Annotated in this window: 25 protein-coding genes and 2 pseudogenes; 14 read left to right on the top strand and 13 right to left on the bottom strand. The window is 42.2% G+C overall.

From position 1 onward, the window contains the following. Window positions 1–29: 29 nt before the first annotated feature. Window positions 30–386, bottom strand: coding sequence for an MmcQ/YjbR family DNA-binding protein (locus tag NYE49_RS20915; RefSeq protein ID WP_047183510.1), 357 nt, complete (start codon window positions 384–386; stop codon window positions 30–32). Between the two features lie 414 nt (window positions 387–800). Between NYE49_RS20915 and satA the strand changes: the two genes are divergently transcribed. Next, entirely contained in the window at window positions 801–1,358 is a 558-nt protein-coding gene (gene satA, locus NYE49_RS20910) for a streptothricin N-acetyltransferase SatA (RefSeq protein ID WP_047183509.1), read from the top strand. Here the strand turns inward: satA and NYE49_RS20905 are convergent. Beyond that, the gene (locus NYE49_RS20905) at window positions 1,315–1,917 is read right to left on the bottom strand and encodes a YitT family protein (protein WP_047183508.1); all 603 of its coding nucleotides are present in this window, start codon (window positions 1,915–1,917) and stop codon (window positions 1,315–1,317) included. The genes satA and NYE49_RS20905 overlap by 44 nt on opposite strands. A 1-nt stretch (window position 1,918) precedes the next feature. Then, window positions 1,919–2,359, bottom strand: a complete 441-nt coding sequence (locus tag NYE49_RS20900; RefSeq protein WP_047183507.1) for a GNAT family N-acetyltransferase — start codon at window positions 2,357–2,359, stop codon at window positions 1,919–1,921. A gap of 119 nt (window positions 2,360–2,478) precedes the next feature. Between NYE49_RS20900 and NYE49_RS20895 the strand changes: the two genes are divergently transcribed. Continuing rightward, a complete protein-coding gene (locus NYE49_RS20895) occupies window positions 2,479–2,931 on the top strand; it encodes a MarR family transcriptional regulator (RefSeq protein ID WP_003226875.1) in 453 nt (150 codons plus the stop codon). Window positions 2,932–3,096: 165 nt separating this feature from the next. Continuing rightward, window positions 3,097–3,759, top strand: a complete 663-nt coding sequence (locus NYE49_RS20890; RefSeq protein WP_047183506.1) for an MBL fold metallo-hydrolase — start codon at window positions 3,097–3,099, stop codon at window positions 3,757–3,759. Window positions 3,760–3,808: 49 nt separating this feature from the next. Here NYE49_RS20890 and NYE49_RS20885 read toward each other — a convergent pair. After that, window positions 3,809–4,186: pseudogene (locus NYE49_RS20885) on the bottom strand (VOC family protein). Window positions 4,187–4,274: 88 nt separating this feature from the next. Further along, on the bottom strand, window positions 4,275–4,853 hold the full coding sequence (locus tag NYE49_RS20880; RefSeq protein WP_047183505.1) for a LysE family transporter: 579 nt from the start codon (window positions 4,851–4,853) through the stop codon (window positions 4,275–4,277). 128 nt (window positions 4,854–4,981) lie between these two features. Between NYE49_RS20880 and NYE49_RS20875 the strand changes: the two genes are divergently transcribed. After that, window positions 4,982–5,869 carry a LysR family transcriptional regulator gene (locus tag NYE49_RS20875; protein WP_047183504.1) on the top strand — a complete coding sequence of 296 codons (888 nt, stop codon included), beginning with the start codon at window positions 4,982–4,984 and terminating at the stop codon, window positions 5,867–5,869. A 24-nt stretch (window positions 5,870–5,893) separates the two neighbouring features. Here NYE49_RS20875 and NYE49_RS20870 read toward each other — a convergent pair whose 3' ends face one another. The 3 genes from NYE49_RS20870 to NYE49_RS20860 form a co-directional block, all read right to left on the bottom strand. Beyond that, complete coding sequence (locus NYE49_RS20870; protein ID WP_047183503.1) at window positions 5,894–6,373, bottom strand: hypothetical protein; 480 nt, start codon at window positions 6,371–6,373, stop codon at window positions 5,894–5,896. An 82-nt stretch (window positions 6,374–6,455) separates the two neighbouring features. After that, the gene (locus NYE49_RS20865; protein ID WP_047183502.1) at window positions 6,456–6,899 is read right to left on the bottom strand and encodes a GNAT family N-acetyltransferase; all 444 of its coding nucleotides are present in this window, start codon (window positions 6,897–6,899) and stop codon (window positions 6,456–6,458) included. A gap of 13 nt (window positions 6,900–6,912) precedes the next feature. Further along, entirely contained in the window at window positions 6,913–7,791 is an 879-nt protein-coding gene (locus NYE49_RS20860; RefSeq protein ID WP_047183501.1) for a LysR family transcriptional regulator, read from the bottom strand. Window positions 7,792–7,977: 186 nt separating this feature from the next. Between NYE49_RS20860 and NYE49_RS20855 the strand changes: the two genes are divergently transcribed. Continuing rightward, the gene (locus tag NYE49_RS20855; RefSeq protein WP_047183500.1) at window positions 7,978–9,192 is read left to right on the top strand and encodes an MFS transporter; all 1,215 of its coding nucleotides are present in this window, start codon (window positions 7,978–7,980) and stop codon (window positions 9,190–9,192) included. Between the two features lie 33 nt (window positions 9,193–9,225). Here NYE49_RS20855 and NYE49_RS20850 read toward each other — a convergent pair whose 3' ends face one another. After that, complete coding sequence (locus tag NYE49_RS20850) at window positions 9,226–10,065, bottom strand: pentapeptide repeat-containing protein (protein ID WP_047183499.1); 840 nt, start codon at window positions 10,063–10,065, stop codon at window positions 9,226–9,228. 145 nt (window positions 10,066–10,210) lie between these two features. Here NYE49_RS20850 and NYE49_RS20845 point away from each other — a divergent pair, with 145 nt between their 5' ends. Next, complete coding sequence (locus NYE49_RS20845) at window positions 10,211–10,600, top strand: nuclear transport factor 2 family protein (protein ID WP_015483969.1); 390 nt, start codon at window positions 10,211–10,213, stop codon at window positions 10,598–10,600. A gap of 67 nt (window positions 10,601–10,667) precedes the next feature. After that, entirely contained in the window at window positions 10,668–11,456 is a 789-nt protein-coding gene (locus NYE49_RS20840; protein WP_047183498.1) for a hypothetical protein, read from the top strand. 37 nt (window positions 11,457–11,493) lie between these two features. Here the strand turns inward: NYE49_RS20840 and NYE49_RS20835 are convergent. Both NYE49_RS20835 and NYE49_RS20830 read right to left on the bottom strand, forming a co-directional pair. Further along, a pseudogene (locus NYE49_RS20835) lies at window positions 11,494–12,230 on the bottom strand (MerR family transcriptional regulator). Between the two features lie 159 nt (window positions 12,231–12,389). After that, window positions 12,390–13,700: an MFS transporter gene (locus tag NYE49_RS20830; RefSeq protein ID WP_047183497.1), complete on the bottom strand. Its 1,311-nt coding sequence runs from the start codon at window positions 13,698–13,700 to the stop codon at window positions 12,390–12,392. Window positions 13,701–13,800: 100 nt separating this feature from the next. On the opposite strand from NYE49_RS20830, the gene NYE49_RS20825 reads away from it, so the two are divergent. Beyond that, complete coding sequence (locus NYE49_RS20825) at window positions 13,801–14,121, top strand: hypothetical protein (RefSeq protein ID WP_003226899.1); 321 nt, start codon at window positions 13,801–13,803, stop codon at window positions 14,119–14,121. Window positions 14,122–14,132: 11 nt separating this feature from the next. After that, window positions 14,133–14,579 (top strand): DUF6376 family protein, encoded by a 447-nt coding sequence (locus NYE49_RS20820; protein WP_047183496.1) that lies wholly within the window; start codon window positions 14,133–14,135, stop codon window positions 14,577–14,579. A gap of 234 nt (window positions 14,580–14,813) precedes the next feature. On the opposite strand, the gene NYE49_RS20815 is transcribed toward NYE49_RS20820, so the two are convergent. After that, window positions 14,814–15,743 (bottom strand): manganese-dependent inorganic pyrophosphatase, encoded by a 930-nt coding sequence (locus tag NYE49_RS20815; RefSeq protein ID WP_015385181.1) that lies wholly within the window; start codon window positions 15,741–15,743, stop codon window positions 14,814–14,816. A gap of 204 nt (window positions 15,744–15,947) precedes the next feature. On the opposite strand from NYE49_RS20815, the gene hypR reads away from it, so the two are divergent. Continuing rightward, a complete protein-coding gene (gene hypR / locus NYE49_RS20810) occupies window positions 15,948–16,325 on the top strand; it encodes a transcriptional regulator HypR (RefSeq protein WP_014478546.1) in 378 nt (125 codons plus the stop codon). 29 nt (window positions 16,326–16,354) lie between these two features. Here hypR and cotF read toward each other — a convergent pair whose 3' ends face one another. After that, window positions 16,355–16,837, bottom strand: coding sequence for a spore coat protein CotF (cotF, locus tag NYE49_RS20805; RefSeq protein ID WP_003243364.1), 483 nt, complete (start codon window positions 16,835–16,837; stop codon window positions 16,355–16,357). Between the two features lie 145 nt (window positions 16,838–16,982). Between cotF and NYE49_RS20800 the strand changes: the two genes are divergently transcribed. The 4 genes from NYE49_RS20800 to rplI all read left to right on the top strand — a co-directional run bounded on the left by NYE49_RS20800 (window position 16,983) and on the right by rplI (window position 20,749). After that, entirely contained in the window at window positions 16,983–17,132 is a 150-nt protein-coding gene (locus NYE49_RS20800) for a hypothetical protein (RefSeq protein ID WP_003226909.1), read from the top strand. Window positions 17,133–17,357: 225 nt separating this feature from the next. Next, window positions 17,358–18,287 carry a YybS family protein gene (locus NYE49_RS20795; RefSeq protein WP_047183495.1) on the top strand — a complete coding sequence of 310 codons (930 nt, stop codon included), beginning with the start codon at window positions 17,358–17,360 and terminating at the stop codon, window positions 18,285–18,287. A gap of 36 nt (window positions 18,288–18,323) precedes the next feature. Further along, window positions 18,324–20,303, top strand: coding sequence for a cyclic-di-AMP phosphodiesterase GdpP (gene gdpP / locus NYE49_RS20790; protein WP_003242517.1), 1,980 nt, complete (start codon window positions 18,324–18,326; stop codon window positions 20,301–20,303). Next, on the top strand, window positions 20,300–20,749 hold the full coding sequence (rplI, locus tag NYE49_RS20785; protein WP_003226915.1) for a 50S ribosomal protein L9: 450 nt from the start codon (window positions 20,300–20,302) through the stop codon (window positions 20,747–20,749). Before gdpP ends, rplI begins: the two co-directional genes overlap by 4 nt. The last annotated feature ends 23 nt before the right edge of the window (window positions 20,750–20,772 follow it).

The raw sequence follows: 20,772 nt of genomic DNA, 5'->3' as shown, positions 1-20,772 counted from the left end.
AGCTCGATTAGCAGGAACACTCTTTATCTTCACTTGGTTAAATGAAAGCTCTGTTCGATTAAGTTATAGATTTCGCTTTCTGGATCTGTCCGTTCTAAAACAATTGAAATCCAATGTTCCTTATCCATATGATATCCGGGTAAGATATTTTCCCCATTTCTTAAGCCATCACTTATGTCAGGGGGGCATTTTAAATTCAGAATATCTATTTCGCCATGTCCTTCCAGGCCTAATTTTTCTGGGAGAACATTCATGATAAGACCGTACCATTTTTTGTTTGATGTATGTCTCAAAGAAGCATAGTTTGGGTATTTCCCCCACGGATAATCAGGCGATGTACCGTATTTTTTTTTGACGTGTTTAAAGATATCTTCTCTTGTCAACATACTCAACCACTCCTTTATTCACTCTAATTTCTTCTAGGAAAAACCAAAGAGCGATCCTTGGTTGTCCTTTGGATACTTCAATAGAGATGTCACCAATGGCAGAAGCTGTGGCAAAGCTTCCTCTCTCCATGGGTACTATTCAACAGGGTTGTGGGCGAGTTGAATGAAGGATGATATTTCTCATTGAGTTTATTGTTAGTGGGCATGAGATCATCTTCTTTGCTCTTGTTTCTATTCTTTTTTACTGTACCACAATCCTTTGATGAAATACTTCATTACGATATTGAAATTTATATATAAGGTAATGGATGTCTTATCTATTGCTGTTCTCTTAAAGAGTGCACTTTTGGAAGCTGTTATTGAATAGTATCGAAACGAGTTTACTAAATATCATCTCGATTGGCGGAGATTGATTTGATCATTAAAATGACTCAATTGAATATGAAAGATTTCAATAAACCAAACGAACCTTTCGTTGTTTTAGGGAGAATGATACCTGCTTTTGAAAACGGTGTTTGGACATATACTGTGGAACGATTTTCTAAACCTTATTTTAAACAATATGAAGATGATGAAATGGATGTTAGTTATATGGAAGATGAAGGGAAAGTTGTTTTTTTATATTATGGTGAAAGCAACTGCATCGGCCGGATTAAGATTCGTTCTAACTGGAATGGGTATGCACTAATAGAGGACATTGCTGTTGCAAAAGACTATAGAAAGAAAGGTGTTGGAACAGCATTATTACATAAAGCGATTGAGTGGGCAAAGGAGAATCGCTTTTGTGGTCTTATGCTTGAAACACAAGATATTAATGTCTCAGCTTGTCGTTTTTATGCCAAACATCACTTTATAATAGGTGCGGTTGATACGATGCTGTATTCCAACCTTCCAACAGCAAATGAAATTGCGATTTTTTGGTACTATCCTAACCCCTTCTTTTCTTTGATAAGAAGTGTCTTTCCACAATAGGCATAAAAACGTGAAGGATCATTCCTCCCAAACAGACGGTTAATAGGGTTCCGATGCCGATAGGGCCTTTAAAGATGATGGCTAATACTAAGAAAAGAGCGTATACCAATGTTCTTGAAAACAAAATTGTTCTTTTGGAGAGATCTCGGATAATAAGTGTTAAATGATCGATGGGTGTTGATGCGAATTTCGTCTGAAGATAGATGGCTGTTCCAAGACCGATGAGCACCAAACCAATTCCGAAACAAATCAGTTTGCTTAACAACGCGTTTAGATAGATGGTGTTTTTTACAACAAACAACCATAGGTCAATGCCTATTCCAGTAATGAATGCTGTAATCAAGCCTAGCAAAAGAGGTTTTTTTCTCGTTAATATAGCGTTGCAGATTAAGAGGATCACAGAAATAAGGACCTCCCAGCTTCCTACGGTAAGTCCGACTTCTTTTGACAGACCAACCAAAAGGGCATCGAAGGGTGATGTGCCCAGTTCTGATTGTATGGTTAAGGAAATGCCCAAACTTAATATGAGTATGCCTAATCCGTAAAAAATATATTTCATGTTAAATCCGCGATATTTCTTTTGTCATCAGGACGTGAGGGATGCCGTCTTCCATAAATTCCTGTGAAGAAATCTGGTAGCCCAGTTTTTTATAAAAGCCTGTTGCTTGTGTTTGACCATGCAGCTTACATGCAGTCAGTCCTTTTTCTTTTATGATTTCTTCTAACCCGTTTACGATGACTTTCCCCAATCCGTACTTACGGTAAGGTTTTAGGATGCAGATTCTTTCCAGCTTTGCTGTATGGTCAACGATGCGCACACGGCCCGTGCCGACAGGCTGATTCTCATAATATACCAAGACATGCTGGCATTGTTCCTGGAGCGTATCAAATTCATCGAACTCTTCGGATTCAGATACATGTTGCTCCTCAATGAAAACCGTCTTTCTAATATTCAAAGCTTCATGTAAATCAGCTTCAGTTGTTATTCTTTTTATATTCATTATGAATCAATCCTTTTCTGATATTAGTCTGGACTGTACAGCATGCATGTGGTCTTATAATAGTAAGGGTAAAACATTTTTGTTGTAATTGCAACAAAAATATGTGAGGGGTTTTAGGAATGAATGATATTTTGCGTGAGATCGGCATGATAGCAAGAGCGTTGGATTCCATAAGCAACATCGAATTTAAAGATTTGGACTTAACAAGAGGGCAGTATCTCTATCTCGTACGTATATACGAAAATCCGGGAATTATTCAAGAAAAATTGGCGGAAATGATAAAAGTGGACCGGACAACGGCCGCGCGGGCCATTAAGAAGCTGGAAATGCAGGGATTTATTCAAAAACTGCCGGATGAGCAAAATAAAAAAATAAAAAAACTGTTCCCGACTGAGAAAGGAAAAAAGGTATATCCATTGTTAAGAAGAGAAGGAGAACATTCCACGGAAGTGGCCTTGTCCGGTTTTACTTCAGAGGAAAAGGAAACCATTTCTGCACTCCTTCATAGAGTGAGGAAGAATATAGAACGTGATTGGGAATATGTCAAGAAGGGGAACAAAAGGGATTATTAATGGACAATGTTAACAAGTCGAGCTGATGCTGGCGAAAATCGGCGTCTCCTCCTCAAGAATACCAGTCTGCTGGAGTGTGGGGCCATTTTCAAGATAATCTGTCTGGTCCGTTCACTTCTGTTTTCTTTAAAAACTATCAAAAAATCTCCAAAGGGAGTGGTTTTGATGAACTTGAGACAGCTATCAGAACATGTCTTTCAATGTGAATTTGAGCTTGATGTGCCTCTCCGTATTCCGGTTCATACTTGGTTTATCAAAGATGGTGATGATGTTTATATTGTTGATACGGGAATAGAACGTTTTGCTGATGCTCAAATTAGGGCAGCACTCGCGATCGGCGATCCAAAAGCCATCTTGCTTACTCATGGCCACAGTGATCATATCGGAGGTGCATCAAAATGGTTAGAGAGATTTGATATTCCGATTTTTGCGCACCAGAAAGAACTAAAGTACATCAATGGGGAAGAGCCATATCCGAACAAAAATGAAGTGGAGAACACAGGGGTAGCCCATGTTGTCCAGCCGCTGACGGAGCAAACGCTTGCTCACCTGCCTCTGAAATACTATTTAACACCTGGCCATTCTCCGGGTCATGTCGTGTATTATCATAAAATCGATCGTACTCTTTTAACGGGTGACCTTTTTATCACAAGTAAGGAGGATTTACACCCACCTATAAGAAGATTCAGTGTTGATATAAATGAGAACATTGATAGCGGCTCAATCATAGATCAAATCAAACCAACGCTCATTTGCTCTTCACATGGCGAAGAAATTCTTTATAACGAAGAATTGTATAAGAACTATGTGGTAAGGTATAGGGATTAATGGAAGTAAGAAAAAACATACCAAATGAATTGGTATGTTTAGAGGGGATTTAAATATACTCCGAAATCTCAATGAGGTTCTGATCGGGGTCTCTTATATAAACAGATAGAATCGGGCCGAGTGCACCGGTTCTTTTTATTGGGCCTTCCTCGACATTGACGTTTGTTTTCTTGAGATGCTCCATCACTTTATTGATGGGTTCATCCGTGATCATACATAAATCGACAGATCCCGGGAGCGGGTGCTTGGCTTTAGGTTAGAATTCATGACCGGCCTCATGCAAGTTGATTTTTTGATTGCCAAAATACAAGACTTTTCTGCCTGCGCCAAATGTTTCTTCTTCCATTCCCAAAACAGATGTATAAAAGTCGATCGTTTCTTGAAGGTTTTGTACAGTCAACACCAGATGATCAATTCGTTTGATCAAGATGAATTCCCTCCTTTTAGGGTAATCGAAATAACGAAAATCATCACAATCACTAGATGACCTGCTTTATAAGATAGATTTACAGGTGCTACAGATAAATACTGACGGCAGAGTAAACAAGCAGCAAACACATAATAGTGCGAAATGCTTTATCGTATTTGTCAAAGAGTTTTTTGAACACAGAGCCGAATCCTGACCATAGCAGCAGCGCCAGCCAGCCGAGAATGATGGCTAATGTGAGATAAAGAATGACCGATGTCATTGAATGCTGAAACGGAAGGATAAAAGCACTCATCAATGTTAAGAAGAACAGAATGCTTTTGACATTGATTATTTGAAAAATAAAACCTGATAGAAAAGAAGAATGCACATCTTCAGAATCCTTCTTTGCTTTTTTGGACATGCCGACCTGCCATGCCAAATAAAGCAGATAGACTGCACCTGCTATTTTGAAGTATGGTTCTGCAACCGGAATCCAATTGTATAGTCCTATCGTAAATACACCGCTGAGAATCCCAAGGACTGCAAAACCTGCCAAAATGCCGCTATTGAAACGCCATGACCCTATAAAGCCAAACCGCCGCGCTTCATTCATCATTAAGATGTTGCTCGGGCCAGGCGTAATGGATGTCAAAATCACATACGAAAGAAAAGCTATTATACTCATAAAATCACCTTCATTTACTAATGTCGTACGGGGCAGTTTTTATTGTATGATAATGATATCTATAAATAAAATTGAAATATAAAAAGTCATTATCATTTTTTTCAATAGATCATAAAAGGAGAAATCGTATGGAGATCAGACATCTTATCACGTTTCAGACCATCGTAGAAAAGGGGAGCTATACAGACGCCGCGGCGAAGCTAGGCTATACGCAATCCACGATCACCACTCACGTCCAAGCGCTGGAGCAGGAGATCGGAGGGGCATTATTCACGTACGAGAAAAGGCGTTTAAGACTGACTGTTTTAGGAAGGGAATTGATCCCTTTAGCTGAGGATTTACTATCAACCCATGAACAAATCAAGAATATGCAAAACGTTCACGAAGTTAAGGGTGTGTTGAAAGTAGCGGCACCTGAGTCGTTAACCATTTCCAGACTTGGACCGATCATAAGGGAATTTTCACTGAAATATCCTCATGTCAAAATCATCTTAAGCAACGGCACATGTGGACAAAATCAGGTGGATTTGTTAAGCGGACGGGTCGATGTCGCGTTAATGGTCTATCCGGAGATCAATATTGAAAAGTGTGTTCATTACACATTAACCGAGGAGGAGATAGTCCTTGTGGGCAGTATGGATGGACCGGATCATTTTGATGATTACAAACAGGAAAACAACAGCCATTTCTTTATCACAAATGAAGAGGGCTGCAGTTACCGGTCGATGTTTGAACGATACCTTGTGAAGCATGACATCAGCGGTTTTCAAACGATGGAGCTGTGGAGTATCGAAGCAATCAAACAAACGGTTATGAGCGGGCTTGGATTTTCCGTTTTGCCTTATATCACAGTGAAAGAAGAAGTGGAGGCGGGCAAGCTGAAAATCCTTCATCATGCTGAAACCCTTGATCCGCTTTACTCTCATATGTTACTCAAAAAGAAAAAATGGCAGCTGCCTGCCGCAGAGGCTTTTGCGGAGCTTGTTTTACATTCAATTCATGAGCAAAAGGAGTGAGTGTCAGGCTCACTCCTATTCTATTTAAATTACGGCTGTGAGCTTTGGTTTTACAAATTTCATGAAAATCCCTCTGACTAATGGGCCCATAATCAGTAATTGCAATGGATAGGCCAGGATGAAATTTTTCAACACAATCATAAGATAAGCACTGAAGAGGCTGTCCCCGTTCAGCCCATTTGCTAGAACCGCTGTCACTAAACCGAACACAGACATACAAAGTACCATGCCAATCACCATACAAGTTGACATGGCAAGGATGACATGAATTTTTTTAGTCTTGTCGAACGGCATACGGAATGCAATCTTCTTGGCGAGGGGGCCCACTAACAGTAAATCGAACAGGAGGGCGACCATAAAACCGATGACCATTTCAAAAACGGTCATCAGTGAAAAATCCTGAATGGCTCCGTTGATGATGGCATTGTAAATCGACATGACGCAGACCATTCCAAAACACATCATCACGCCAAATATAAGACTCTCTTTTTTATTTGCTGGCATACAATCATTCCTTCTCTTCATAATCGGTGATTAGTATACCAATGAACTGTTCATGCTCATAAGTGACAAATTTGTGAACAATCTATAGCGCAGAATCGTCTTGTTTTGTCATCAGCACATGCGGAATGCCATCCAACATAAATTCTTCTGATGCAGTCTGATAGCCTAGCTTTTCATAAAAGCCTGCCGCCTGTGTCTGGCCGTGCAATTTGAAGGCAGAAATGCCTTGTTCTTTCACAATACGTTCTAATGCATCGACGATTATTTTTCCCAGACCGAATTTGCGGTAAGGCTTCAGAATGCAGATTCGTTCCAGTTTCCCCGCGTGGCCAACGATACGGACACGTGCAGTGCCAACAGGTACATTCTGATGATAAGCCAGGATGTGCTGGCAATCACCGTGGAGTGTATCGAACTCATCGAATTCATCCGAAATGGGACAGCCTTGTTCCTCTACAAATACTGTCTTTCTGATTTCAAACGCTGTATGTAAATCCTGTTCTGACGTGATTTTTTTGACATTCATGTTTGAATCCTCCCTACTCAGAAAAATGGCTGATGACGTATTGTTTAAAGGTCTCAGCAACCGGTGATAAAAACCTGCCTTTTATCCAGGCAATTCCTATGACACGCTGACATTCCGGCCAGCTGACGCGGATTTTGGTGATTTTGCTTTGGTCTAAGCCTTTCAGGTCTGGGAGAATAGATATGCCCAGTCCGGCTGCCACAAAACCTGCGGCAGTAGCTGCTTCTTCTCCTTCAAACATAATGTTCGGCTGTATATTGGCCTTCTCAAACAGCTCATCGACCGTCATCCGAAGCGCGTAGCCTTTTTTCAATAAAATAAAACGCTCCCCGGCAATCTCATTCAGGGTAATGCTTTCGCGACTGGCTAATGGGTGATCATTTGGCACAAATACAAAGAGTTCTTCACTCCACAGCTTGATCCATTGGATCGGATTTTCAGGCTTAATCGAAGCGAGGAGACAGAGGTCCAGATCCCCAGATTTTAATCGTTCAAGCAGCCAATAAGAGTGGTTTTGCTTCAGCTGGAAGGCAATGTTGGGGTATTCCTGCTGAAAGGAGCCGATGAGATCGGGCACGAGCGTGGTGCCTAATGTATGCAAAAAACCGAGAGAGACTACGCCTTGGTCTGGCTTTAATAAAGCTTGGATTTCTTCTTTTCCTTCGGTGTACTCTTTCATCATCGCCTGAACCCGCCGCAAAAAAATGTGTCCGTATTGATTTAAGCTAATGGATCGTCCTTGCCTGTCAAATAGCGGGACACCCAAATGATTTTCCAGCCTGGCGATAGAGCGTGAAAGCGCAGGCTGTGTGATGGAGAGGCTTTTTGCAGCTTTCGTCACATGCTGCATCCGGGCGAGTGTTTGAAAATATTCAAGTTGTTCCCATTCCAATTATCATCCCTCCTTATTACATATAAGCATGAAAAGGATATTTTATATGCATTATACAACATATATCAACGGTGCTAAGATAATAATATAAACAGACTCGAGGATGTTTGAAATCGGAAGAAATAAAGGATGGTTGTTTATGAATTACAGTGCTCCACAACATGATGAGGGACCGATAAAGTCCCGATGACATACATTCAAAAAGGCACACCGGTTTTTCGAAAAATTACGTTTGCTTTCTTCGCTGCGGGTTTCAATACATTTGCGATTCTATATTGCGTACAGCCGCTCATGGAGGAATTCACGAGGGAATTTCATGTGACGCCTACTGCGGCGAGTCTTTCTTTATCTGTTACCACAATGCTGTTAGCTGTGAGCATGCTTGTCTTTGGTTCATTATCCGAGGTGTGGGGGCGCAAGCCGATTATGGGTATTTCCATGCTGGCCGCATCGGTTCTCTGTCTGGCATCGGCTTTCAGTCCGAACTTTCATACACTGCTCGTATTGAGAACCGTTCAAGGCGTTGCGCTCGCAGGCCTTCCGTCGATTGCGATGGCTTATCTTGGAGAAGAAATTGAACCCGGAAGTCTTGGATCAGCGATGGGGCTGTATATCAGCGGAAACGCAATCGGCGCCGTTTTCGGAAGGATCGTTTCCGGGCTCCTGAGCGAGTACTTGAATTGGCATATGGCGATGGGGTCAATTGGTGTCATTAGTTTGATTGCTAGTATTATATTTTTTATGAATTTGCCGCCATCCAGGCATTTTACGCCAAGAAAATTGAAGCTCGGGAAATTGGGAATGTCTCTGATCGGCCACTTGAGGGACCGTAAACTATTCAGCTTGTTTCTCATTGGTTTTTTACTGCTCGGAAGCAATGTTGCATTGTTTAATTACATTGTGTACGTGCTGTTGGGCCCGCCGTATTCGCTTAATAAAGCATTTTCCAGCTGGATCTTTATTGTGATGATTGTAGGCATTTTCAGCTCGTCTTTCATTGGAAGAATGGTTGATCGGTATGGCTATCCGAAAATATTGGTGATGAATATTTTCATCGTCATTGCAGGTGCTTTATTCACGATAAACAGTATGCTGGCAGTGAAAATTCTGGGAATTGCCCTCTTTACATTCGGTTTTTTCGGAGGGCATTCAGTTGCCAGCAGCTGGGTGGGCAGGAGAGCCCTTTACAACAAAGCACAGGCTTCATCGCTGTATTTGTTCTTTTATTACGCCGGTTCAAGTGTTTTCGGAACAATCGGAGGGCTATTCTGGTCTGCTTTTCACTGGCTGGGCGTTGTCGGTATGATCACCTTCATGCTGCTGGTTGCGTTATGGCTGTCGGGATACTTGGCAAGAAGTGTGAAAATGCCGGATAAAAGGAACGAAAAAGGATTGAATTGATCAGTAAAAAAGGACCGTTAGCGGGTCCTTTTTTTATTTCCAATGGGCAGGGATTCGTAAAGACAGCGGCAGCTTTGTGTTCGAATCGCCGTTGGCGGCGTTCACCTGTGCCTGTGTCAGAAAGATGCTCCCGGTCAGGTCGGCGCCTCTGAGATCAGCGTCTCTCATATCTGCACCGATAAAGTCTGTCATTCTCAAATCGGCATTTCTCAGATCTGCGGCTATGAGCAGTGCCCCTCTTAGGTTTGCTCCTCGCAAATCAAGCCCTTTCAGTTTCGCGCCGATCAGGACACTTCCCTGGCTGACTTTTTTCGGGAGTTTTGGATGGCGGGCTTGGGCACGCACCAGTTCACTCGTTTTTAACAGCCATTCATTGACCTCAGCTCGATGCTCGTCCACCTGCAGTGTCAGCAAGCGCTCTTTGCTGAGTCTGGTGAGCCTTTCTATTTTTTCGAAACTGGTTCTCAGTTCAGAATGAATCGGCTTGGCTATATCTATAGATAGAGCTTCATGTAAATACCAGAGCATTTCGTGCAGCTGCTGCATGATAGGAAAAACGTCAAACATCTGGTTGGCCGTTTCGGGGCTGTTTCGCCAATCCTTTCCCTCATAAGTGATTTGGGATACTTTTTGGCCGGCGCCAAAGCATTCATATGCAGAGCAGCCTCGAAATCCTTTTTCTCTGAGATTTTTATGTATAGAACATTGATAGTTTGATTGTAAGTTGCGGCAAGGCGTGCCCCCGTCTTTATCAAAAGCAAAATCTGCCGACTTCGCATAAGGCAAGGCGACACAGCACAGGCCAAAACAGTGCTGGCAATCCGCACTTAAATCATGATGTATATTGTCATGTAACGTTACTTCCGCAGACAATAATGTCCACCCCTTCACTTGGGTACTTTGTTAAATATATCTATTTGATTATATAGGAAAAAAGGATACTTTTCATTTTGTTTTCACGGTTTCAGTGATCTAACGATGTATAATATATCCAATCATGATGATTGGGGGAAGTCATTTGGAACAGCAATTGAAAGACATCATCTCTGCATGTGATTTGGCAATTCAAAATGAAGATTTTGATACACTGATGAATTATTATTCGGAAGATGCCGCTTTAGTTGTGAAGCCGGGCATGATCGCGCGAGGCAAAGAAGAAATCAAAAAAGCGTTTATCACGATTGCGAATTATTTCAATCATCATATTGTCCCGACACAAGGGGAAATGATCCTGTTGGAAGCAGGTGACACGGTACTTGTCCTTTCTCAGACACTGCTTGATTCGGATAAAAAGGACTCCGAGTATACGATGGAAAGAAGGGCGACCTATGTATTTAAGAAGAATGCGCAAGGCGAGTGGCTTTGTGTAATCGATAATTCATATGGTACGGATTTAATTGGTGTGTAAGATATGTCTTTGATGTGCCATTCCTGCATATAATGATTCATTCAGCTGATTAGGGAAGGTGACACAATTGAATGTGTATGACATCAGAATGGCTCCTTATTGGTTTTATGAAGGCAGAGGACTTGTTCAACATCCATACGTATTTCGGCAGCCTGTCTCCTCACGTGCAATCATTGCATCTACCCGCGGCGATGTCACGGGAGACGGCGTTATTGACGAGGTCTTTCTAACTGGAAATCAAATGCCCGGCAGCCCGTTATGGAGAAATATCACATTGGTGATCCGTGATGGCAGAACCCATCAGGAGCAGCAGATTCAGCTTCAAAACAATATGGGATACAATCCGTCGCTTTTTCTGGGGGATATGACAGGCGACAAGATTGAGGATGTGGCAGTGGTAATGGACACAGGGGGAAGCGGCGGTGCTATTTATGCATATGTGTTTGCCTATCTAAACAGGCAGTTCCGGCGAATTTTCAATTCAGATGTATTGAATGATGAATTAAAGTACAGTGTGAGGTATCAAAATCAATATAAAGCGAGCGTTATCAGTCATCAGCAAAACGAAACGTATATCCTCGACCTTACTTACAAGGGCAGGGAATATTTGAATGAGATTTATAACAGCCAAGGTGTGTTAAAAATGCCGATAGAAGGATGGGTGAATCCTTTATCGGGCTTGTATCCGGTTGATTTTGACAGAGACGGCGTATACGAATTATTGGCGTACCAGCGGATAGCGGGAAGGTATAACGCCGACTCATTGGGATATGTTCAAACCGTATTGAAATGGAACGGACGGCGTTTTGCCGTTGACCGGCAGAATGTTTCGATTGTTGGCGGTGCTGTCTCGTAATCCTGATGGCTGTCACCCTATAAAGGGTGACAAAACACTACAGGTGTTCTGCAACGACAACCAAATAATAAGATAAACCGGTTTGCTGCTCTTCTAACATTCCTCTATGGAAATCATCTTGCATAAAAAACGTGTTTGTTTTACATAATCTTCTTTACTTGTCGGATGCCCGTTCTGATTTAGGAACTTAAGATGATTCATGACATGCTCTTGCACGGAAGGATCATGATACGTTACACCGTTTCTTAAAAAATCAGCCATCCTATCAAGAAAATGTTTAGCCTCTATTGCCATTTTGTTCATTTCATCGACATTGATTGTATGTGTATCCAATTCAAAATCGTAACGCTCTTTTAAATACCCATTTTGTTCTGCTAAAGATTGTTTCCATTCTTCAGCGCTTTCAAATCCTTTAAACATTACCTTGTGATCCATGTTTTCGCCTTTTCTCGTGTATTCTAAAGATGTGTTGACTGTTTGAATGAGACGCTGATACTTTTCAATTTTCTTTTCAAACAGCTTTTTTTGTTTTTCTAATGTACTTGTTCTTTCAGCATCCTCATTTAGTAATGTTTTGATTTCTGACAAAGGGATATCTAATTCTTTGTAAAAAAGGATTTCCTGCAGTCTTTTTAGTTCGTCAGCACCATAGTACCGATATCCGGCTTCGCTTATTTCCTTTGGGGCTAGCAAGCCGATTTTGTGGTAATGATAAAGCGTTTTAATTGTGACATTCGCAATATTGGATAGTTCTTTTACTGTTAATTTCACCATCCGACTCCTCCTTTCTTCTTTCACTATGAGGCCTTACCTTTGGTTGGAGTCAAGGATAAAATGGTGGTGTTTTCGTCCGAAGACAGCCTAGTGAATGTGGGAGAAAGAAAATAACACCTGGCGGATTCAAAGAAAAGAGTGCTTTTCAGCAAGCACTCTTCATTCCAGTTTAATTCGTTTTACATCCCCTAGTACAAACACATAAAAAACCAATCCCAGCAACAGCACAAAACCAGCTACCAGAAAGCTGAGCGTAAAGGAGCCTGTCACATCAAACAAATACCCTGTCAGTGACGCAGCAATAATGCCTCCGAACAGGTTGTTTGCGAGATTCACCATGGAGCTCAGCATGGATACGGAACCGATCGGCGCGAGTTCTGCGGAGATGGACCAGCCGACCGGAGCGGTTGCGGAAATTCCGGCGAGTCCGATGGAAATGCAAATAATGGCTACGGTAATATTGTTCGTCAGAATGGAGCCTAAAAAGAAAAAGCCAAAGCTCATTCCGACTATGATTACGGTTCGGTACACCTTGGTGTTAGGATAGCCTTTCTTAATAAAATAATCGACGAGCCAGCCGCCGACCACAATGCCGGAAATGGTTGAGATCAGCCACGGCACGGCGGTGAATAAACCGGATGACATGAGATCCATTCCGTATGTATGCTTAAAGAAAGTCGGAAGCCATGTAAGCAGCAGGTTGAATGTATAGCCGTACCCCGTAAATCCGATCATTAAGCCCCATACTTTACGATTAGTGAAAAGCTTTTTTAAAAGCGGACCCGTTTTGTAAGGGATTTGTTCTGTTGTGATTGTATTGTGTTTCTGAATATAGTTTAATTCGCTTTTGGAAATGCGTTTGTGCCGTTCGGGCTGCTCGTAGTACTGCCAGAAAAAGATGGTAAACAGCACATTGATGCATCCGATCGTTAAAAAGGCGACCCGCCAGTCAAATGTTGTGACGAGAAAGGCGACCAATGGCGCGCCGATTACATTTGAAAACTTGGCGGCCGAATCGAACAGTGAGTTTGCCAATCCCCGCTCACTTGGAGGAAACCAGAGAGCGGTTGCCTTAGAGGCAGCAGGGAACGCAGAGGCGCTCGTCAGCCCAATGAGAAACCTGAACAGATACAGCAGCAATTTTCCTTGCAAAAAAGCAAGAAGGATCGTTAAAAAGCTCCATATTGTCATTCCAACCCTCGTGACCCATGCGACCCCAAAACGGTCCAGCAAACTTCCGACAGGCAGCTGCATCAGTGTATAGGAATAGGTGTAAATGGAAAACACGATGCCGAGTTCAGTTGCAGTAAGGTGAAACGAATCTTGTATCGCAGGGGCCGCTACCGAGATGGCCACTCGGTCAAAATAATTAAGAATAATAATGCCGCTAAGTAACGAAGATATGTACCATCTGGTATGCCCAGGCCGTTTCACGCGCTCTTGACTCATGATGAAAACCTCCTCTGTCATAGCATGATCTCCTGATGGAAAAACCATTCAAATTTTAAATACCACAGCGCGCTTTTATATAAACGGCAGGAATTTGACTGGAACAGATCGGTGCTTTAGAATGAAAGTAATAAAAATGAACACTCCAAAGGGGAGTAGCTTTCACAGTAAAGTCGTCATTACGGGACAAGGTGTCCTCGGCTTTGCTGGCAATCTAATTGTTAGCGAGACCTTTGCCAAATCTGATTTGGTGAAGGTCTTTTTGTTTCAGGAACTTCACCAAATTGGTGGAGTTTTTTCATTTTTATCAAAAAGGGAGAGGAGCATCAGAATGTCTAAGCTGAAAAAGTGGCTGAAGCGTGAATTGGTGAGGAAAGGGCTGCCGTTAGCGAAAGAGAAATTGATTCCGATCTTAAAAGAAAAAATGAAGAAGAAACGATAAGGAGGCTGACGATGAAAATCTTTTTGACTGTTCTTGCCGGAGTGGGGCTTATGAGTGCAAGCGGATGCGGCATGCTTGATCAGGTGAACGACGGATTGAACTATACGAGTGAAGCAGCTGGTTATGTGGAGAAGGTGAAGACATTTGCAGAGGAAGCGCCTGAATTGGCTGAGAAAGCTGTAAATGACACTGAGGCGAAAGAAAAACTTGAAGCGCAGCTTGAGTCGATTCAGAAGGCTGCCGCTGATTTTAATGAATTAACGCCGCCTGATGCCGCAGCGGAGATTCATCAAACCATTCAGGAACATAACGAAACCTTGCAGAAAAGCGCTGAAGATGTGTTGAAACAAGCCGAGGAAGGCAAGGTATCGCTTAAAGAATTGGAGCAGTCAGACCTGGTCCAAAACGCAAAGCAAATTACTGATGTGATGGGACAAATTGAGAAGCTGGGTGAATAAGAAAAAGCATCCCGACGCGGGATGCATCAGTGTGTCGACAAACCCTCGCATTCGTTGTCAGGCCTGCGCTTCGGTGCTCATGAATTCCAACATTCGCTGTGCTCCGATGCTCGTCCTTCCTAGACTTCAAGGGTTTTCAATCACGCTGAAAAGATGACAACATCCTAAAACTATAAACCGTTTTAGGATGTTGTCAGTAATATGAAGCATCCCGAGGACGGGATGCTATTTTTATTATTCAGCCATTGCGTCTGTTAAGACAGGAACGACTTGTTTTTTACGGGAAACAACGCCTTTCAAGAGGGCTGTGTTGTTTTCTAATGTAACGTTGAACGCTTTTTCCACTTTCGCTGCTTCGTTACCGATTGCAAGAGCAAGTGAATCATTTTCTAAGATATCTGTGATAACGAGAAGGAACAGATCAAGATTCTTCTCAGCCACAACTTTTGAGATCACAGCTTCTAATTCAGCTTGGCGTTTTTTTACATCTTCAATGTCCACTGTGTTTACTTGTGCGATTTCGACTTTTTTGCTGCCGAGTGTAAATTCTTTCGCATCAAGAGAAATGAGCTCTTCCACTGTTTTTTTGCTTAGATCAGCGCCTGCTTTCAGCATGTTCAAGCCGTATTCTTCAGCATCTACGCCAGCGATTTCAGCAAGCTCTTTTGCTGCCGCTACGTCTTGGTCCGTGCAAGTTGGAGATTTAAATAACAGGGAATCAGAAATGATCGCAGACAGCATAAGGCCGGCAATTTCTTTCTCGATTTTCACGTTATTCTCTTTGTACATTTTGTTTAAGATGGTAGCCGTACAGCCTACAGGCTCAGCACGATAGTAAAGCGGCTCAGCTGTTTCAAAGTTAGCGATGCGGTGATGGTCGATAACCTCTAAAACCTGAACCTCTTCAATATCTTTGATGCTTTGCTGGCGTTCGTTATGGTCAACCAGGATAACGGCGTTTACTTCGTTTGCAGCTGTTTCAACAAGGCGCGGGCTTTCTTGTTTGAAATAGTCAAGCGCGTATTGTGTTTCGCCGTTGACTTGTCCGAGGCGGACAGGCTCAGCATTGAAGCCGAGTTTGTTTTTCAAATCAGCATAAGCAATCGCAGAACAAATCGTATCTGTGTCTGGGTTTTGGTGTCCGAAAATAAGTATCTTTTCCATGATAGCTCCTATCCTTTTTTAAGTAGTGTAATCTTTATATAGTTTAACACGTCTTGCTGCAGGTGTAATCATGCAAACCCTTAAAAATTGATGTGAATAAGAAGCATTTTCTTTGAGCTAAGGAGAAAAGGTGTGTAAAATACTGGGTAGCTTAGTTGCAAAATGTAATGTAGTATCAAAAAAGGTACTATTGGAGGGTCAAGAATGAGTGGAAAAAAGAATATATACCCGAACAAAGAAGGCTGTCCAGTTGAATTTACTCTAGATGTTATTGGCGGAAAGTGGAAAGGAATTCTTTTTTATCACATGATAGATGGCAAGAAACGGTTTAATGAGTTTCGGAGAATCTGCCCGAGTATTACTCAAAGAATGCTTACTCTTCAGCTGAGGGAGCTGGAAGCGGACGGCATCGTGCATCGTGAGGTTTATCAACAGGTGCCGCCCAAGGTTGAGTACTCTCTGACGGAATTCGGGCGAACGCTTGAACCGATTGTTTTGCAAATGAAAGAATGGGGAGAATCCAACAGAGACGTGCTGGAATCTTATCGTTCGAACGGCTTACTGAAGGATCAGCAAAAATAGCAGCAAAGGGAACTCCTTTGCTGCTTGTTTTATTTCATTGAAATGGCTCTGTTGGCGTTTCTGACATCGTTTTTCAACAGTTCAGAAAGGTTGTAAGACGGATAATATCCATGCTGATACATGTATCGATAAACTTGGGCGTGCAGCTGGATGGCAGCATTCAGCTGTTTGACCAGTACGTTTCTTAATTGAGGTGTTGCTGTTTCTGTAATTGCGATGGCATAGCTGCGGACAGATGTTTTGGCAAAACCGAGCAGGTCACCGCTGTAAAATGGGTTATCTGCGCGTTCTTCTTCCTCATCCTCTCTGTGCGGAGCCTGTGGAAAGAACGGAAGAAGCTCTCTTAAATTTTGCTCAACACCCTGAATAGACACGTTATAAAGCTGTCTGAGCTGAGGGTCTTTTACTTCTCTTATCATTTTCTTCAGTTTAATGAGTCCGTTTGATTGAAAAGCAACCAGCTCGTGCATTTCTAATGTTTCATGCCAAGCCAATGTTCTGCGTTCATCCATGTGAAAATTCTCCTTTATCGATCAGATTCCATATCAGCATATGCCCAACGCTCAATGTTGTTCATGATGTTTTGAAGTTTTGAAAAAGGGAAATTCACCTTATATAGGATACGGGTTGAGAACATGCACAAAGAGGTGAAACACAATGTGGGACATGATAAAGAACTTTTTCTTGTTTAGCAGCGGCGTTCTGCAAGCAACAACCCTTTTACTGGTGATCTTAATTTTTATGTATGTCAGAAAAACGAAAAAGAAAAACAAGGAATCTTCTGGCTTTATGGATGATAAACATTAATTGTGATGGGCATTCTTTTCAAAGAATGTCTTTTCATTTTTTATGTTTCACATGAAACATTAGCGTCATTTTACTTGCGATTTGGACTTATGTTAAAATATAAAAGTAAAATTTAGAGATGATATAAAAACATTCGGTGCAAAGTATGTTGCAGCGATGAAAAAAGAGCAGTCGTTTATGCTGCTCTTTTCTATTCGTATGTTCAGGATGATACGAGGTGACTAAGTGAAACAAACGAGAGCTTTAATGGAAGGTGCTATTTTAATCAGTCTGTTTGCGATCATCACGCTTCTGGTCGTTTATGTTCCTGTGATTGGAACAATTCTGTTATTTGCACTGCCGCTGCCAATGATCTTGTATACGATCAGACATGGATTGAAGCTAGGGATATGGATGGGCGCTGTCAGTCTTCCGGTTGTTTTTATTGTCGGGTCCTTTAACGGGCTTATTGTAGCTTTTATGTCAGCTTGCGCCGGCATTGCCATGGGACATTTTTTCAAAAGGAAAGAGCCTGGGCACGCCATTATTTCGGGCGCTCTTATTTATATGCTTAGTATTGTCTTCTATTTTGTGATAAGCATTCAGTTTTTGGGTATCAATATCATTGATGAGGCGATGACACAATACCGGCAATCTCTTGATATTGTAGAAACTGTAACGAAGCAGTCGGGCAATGCTGAACAGTTTGAAAAGCAATTAAAACTGATGGAAGAACAATTGGGTATCGTTCAATATCTTTTTCCAACAGCTATTGTGATGGTAGGAGTTATTTTTTCTTTCCTCAGTTACCTTATCGCTAAGCCGCTCTTAAGGCGATTCTCCCCCGATATTCCTAATCTAAAGCCTTTTAGAGAGTTGAAGTTTCCGCAAAGTGTTGTAGTACTGTATTTGATTATTGTCATGCTCTCATTTTTGCCTTTAGAAAAAGGCCAAATGCTGTACTCTATCGCTTTAAATGGGGAGTTTATACTCGGGTTTCTGATTTTCATCCAAGGTTTATCATTTATCTTTTTCTATTGCCATAAGAAACAATATCCAAAGGCTGTGGCTGTGATTGCTGTCATACTTGGGTTTGTGCATCCGGTCTTCATGGCAGCCATTCGCATTTTAGGCGTTTTAGATATGGGCTTTCATATAAGGAATAAGGTGAAGTGAACATGAGTTTTACTCACATGGTGGGGAGTGATAGAAATGCCAAGCTTTTATGAAAAACCGCTGTTTCGGTATCCCATCTATGCATTGATTGCTCTGTCAATTATTACAATCCTCATCAGCTTTTATTTTAACTGGATATTAGGAACCGTCGAAGTGCTGCTGCTGGCAGTTATTTTGTTTTTTATTAAGCGTGCTGATTCTCTTATTCGACAAGAGATTGATGCTTATATTTCTACGTTGTCCTACAGGTTGAAAAAAGTCGGTGAAGAGGCATTGATGGAAATGCCGATTGGAATCATGCTTTTTAATGACCAATATTATATAGAATGGGCAAATCCGTTTCTTTCCTCTTGCTTTAATGAAAGCACTTTAGTGGGGAGATCACTTTACGATACTTGTGAATCGGTAGTGCCGCTTATCAAACAAGAGGTGGAATCGGAAACGGTTACATTGAATGACCGCAAGTTTAGGGTTGTCATCAAACGGGATGAGCGTCTGTTATATTTCTTTGATGTAACAGAACAAATTCAGATTGAAAAGCTATATGAAAACGAAAGAACCGTCCTGGCATATATTTTCCTTGATAACTATGATGATGTGACACAAGGATTGGATGACCAGACGAGAAGCACGATGAACAGCCAGGTGACATCTTTGCTGAACGCTTGGGCGCAGGAGTACGGGATTTTCTTGAAAAGGACGTCTTCAGAACGCTTTATCGCTGTACTTAATGAACACATCTTAACTGAACTCGAAAATTCGAAGTTTTCGATTCTTGATGAAGTGCGGGAAAAAACCTCATTTGACGGTGTAGCGCTGACGTTAAGCGTCGGTGTCGGGGCTTCAGTCTCTTCCCTGAAAGAACTTGGCGATTTGGCGCAATCCAGCTTGGACTTAGCACTGGGACGCGGCGGAGACCAGGTAGCCATTAAGCTGCCAAACGGCAAGGTGAAGTTTTACGGCGGTAAAACAAACCCAATGGAGAAACGAACAAGGGTGCGGGCCCGCGTGATTTCTCACGCCTTAAAGGAAATCGTCACCGAAAGCAGCAATGTGATTATCATGGGGCATAAATTCCCCGACATGGATTCTATCGGCGCAGCGATCGGGATTTTAAAGGTGGCTCAGGCAAATAACAAAGATGGTTTTATCGTGATTGACCCAAATCAAATCGGATCAAGTGTGCAGCGTTTGATTGGGGAAATCAAAAAATATGAAGAACTGTGGTCAAGATTTATTACGCCTGAAGAAGCAATGGAAATTTCCAATGATGACACACTGCTTGTGATCGTTGATACACATAAGCCGTCACTCGTCATGGAGGAACGGCTGGTCAATAAAATTGAACATATCGTGGTCATCGACCATCACCGCAGAGGTGAGGAGTTTATCAGAGATCCGCTGCTCGTTTATATGGAACCATACGCTTCTTCCACAGCGGAATTGGTGACAGAGCTGCTTGAATATCAGCCGAAGCGCTTAAAAATCAATATGATTGAAGCAACAGCCCTATTAGCTGGTATAATAGTGGATACAAAGAGCTTTTCTCTCCGCACGGGCTCGCGGACTTTTGATGCGGCTTCTTATTTAAGGGCAAAAGGCGCCGACACGGTGCTGGTGCAGAAGTTCCTGAAAGAAACCGTTGATTCCTATATTAAACGGGCGAAGCTGATCCAGCATACGGTCCTCTATAAAGATAACATTGCGATTGCTTCTCTTCCTGAAAATGAAGAGGAATACTTCGATCAAGTGCTGATTGCGCAGGCTGCCGATTCGCTGCTGTCGATGAGTGAGGTTGAGGCTTCCTTTGCGGTGGCGAGACGGGATGAACAAACGGTTTGTATCAGTGCGCGGTCGCTTGGCGAGGTAAATGTTCAGATCATCATGGAGGCCCTGGAAGGCGGAGGGCATTTAACAAATGCGGCGACTCAGTTGTCCGGCATTTCAGTTTCTGAAGCGCTGGAACGGCTGAAGCACGCCATAGATGAGTATTTTGAGGGAGGCGTACAGAGATGAAGGTTATTTTCTTACAAGATGTAAAAGGAAAAGGAAAAAAAGGCGAAGTCAAAAACGTAGCAGACGGTTATGCGCATAACTTTCTAATTAAAAAAGGCCTCGCGGTTGAAGCGAACGCGTCAAACATCAGCGCGCTAAACGGACAAAAGCAGAAAGAGAAAAAAGAAGCCATTGCCGAGCTTGAGCAGGCTAAGAGCTTGAAAGAGACATTAGAAAAACTGACTGTTGAGCTTAGCGCAAAATCAGGTGAGGGCGGCCGTTTATTTGGTTCAGTGACAAGCAAGCAAATTACTGAACAGCTCCAAAAAGACCATAACATTAAAGTAGATAAGCGGAAGCTTGAACTGCCGGACGGCATTCGTGCATTAGGATATACAAACGTGCCTGTGAAGCTGCATCCTGAAGTGCAGGCTGTGTTAAAGGTACATGTAAAAGAAGAAGCTTAATAGAAAAGAGGCTTGGATTCATC

Origin of the sequence: Bacillus sp. FSL L8-0358 (assembly GCF_038593095.1) — a bacterium.
Taxonomy (GTDB): domain Bacteria; phylum Bacillota; class Bacilli; order Bacillales; family Bacillaceae; genus Bacillus; species Bacillus subtilis.
The sequence above is the reverse complement of the archived record's forward strand: the minus strand, read 5'-3'. Positions and strand labels throughout refer to the sequence as shown.

Coding starts and splice junctions, on each gene's coding strand:
- NYE49_RS20915 (WP_047183510.1), bottom strand. CDS start 386: ATGTTGACAAGAGAAGATATCTTTAAACACGTCAAAAAAAAATACGGT.
- NYE49_RS20905 (WP_047183508.1), bottom strand. CDS start 1,917: ATGAAATATATTTTTTACGGATTAGGCATACTCATATTAAGTTTGGGC.
- NYE49_RS20900 (WP_047183507.1), bottom strand. CDS start 2,359: ATGAATATAAAAAGAATAACAACTGAAGCTGATTTACATGAAGCTTTG.
- NYE49_RS20895 (WP_003226875.1), top strand. CDS start 2,479: ATGAATGATATTTTGCGTGAGATCGGCATGATAGCAAGAGCGTTGGAT.
- NYE49_RS20890 (WP_047183506.1), top strand. CDS start 3,097: ATGAACTTGAGACAGCTATCAGAACATGTCTTTCAATGTGAATTTGAG.
- NYE49_RS20880 (WP_047183505.1), bottom strand. CDS start 4,853: ATGAGTATAATAGCTTTTCTTTCGTATGTGATTTTGACATCCATTACG.
- NYE49_RS20875 (WP_047183504.1), top strand. CDS start 4,982: ATGGAGATCAGACATCTTATCACGTTTCAGACCATCGTAGAAAAGGGG.
- NYE49_RS20870 (WP_047183503.1), bottom strand. CDS start 6,373: ATGCCAGCAAATAAAAAAGAGAGTCTTATATTTGGCGTGATGATGTGT.
- NYE49_RS20865 (WP_047183502.1), bottom strand. CDS start 6,899: ATGAATGTCAAAAAAATCACGTCAGAACAGGATTTACATACAGCGTTT.
- NYE49_RS20855 (WP_047183500.1), top strand. CDS start 7,978: ATGACATACATTCAAAAAGGCACACCGGTTTTTCGAAAAATTACGTTT.
- NYE49_RS20830 (WP_047183497.1), bottom strand. CDS start 13,700: ATGACAGAGGAGGTTTTCATCATGAGTCAAGAGCGCGTGAAACGGCCT.
- NYE49_RS20825 (WP_003226899.1), top strand. CDS start 13,801: ATGAAAGTAATAAAAATGAACACTCCAAAGGGGAGTAGCTTTCACAGT.
- NYE49_RS20820 (WP_047183496.1), top strand. CDS start 14,133: ATGAAAATCTTTTTGACTGTTCTTGCCGGAGTGGGGCTTATGAGTGCA.
- NYE49_RS20815 (WP_015385181.1), bottom strand. CDS start 15,743: ATGGAAAAGATACTTATTTTCGGACACCAAAACCCAGACACAGATACG.
- hypR (WP_014478546.1), top strand. CDS start 15,948: ATGAGTGGAAAAAAGAATATATACCCGAACAAAGAAGGCTGTCCAGTT.
- cotF (WP_003243364.1), bottom strand. CDS start 16,837: ATGGATGAACGCAGAACATTGGCTTGGCATGAAACATTAGAAATGCAC.
- NYE49_RS20800 (WP_003226909.1), top strand. CDS start 16,983: ATGTGGGACATGATAAAGAACTTTTTCTTGTTTAGCAGCGGCGTTCTG.
- gdpP (WP_003242517.1), top strand. CDS start 18,324: ATGCCAAGCTTTTATGAAAAACCGCTGTTTCGGTATCCCATCTATGCA.
- rplI (WP_003226915.1), top strand. CDS start 20,300: ATGAAGGTTATTTTCTTACAAGATGTAAAAGGAAAAGGAAAAAAAGGC.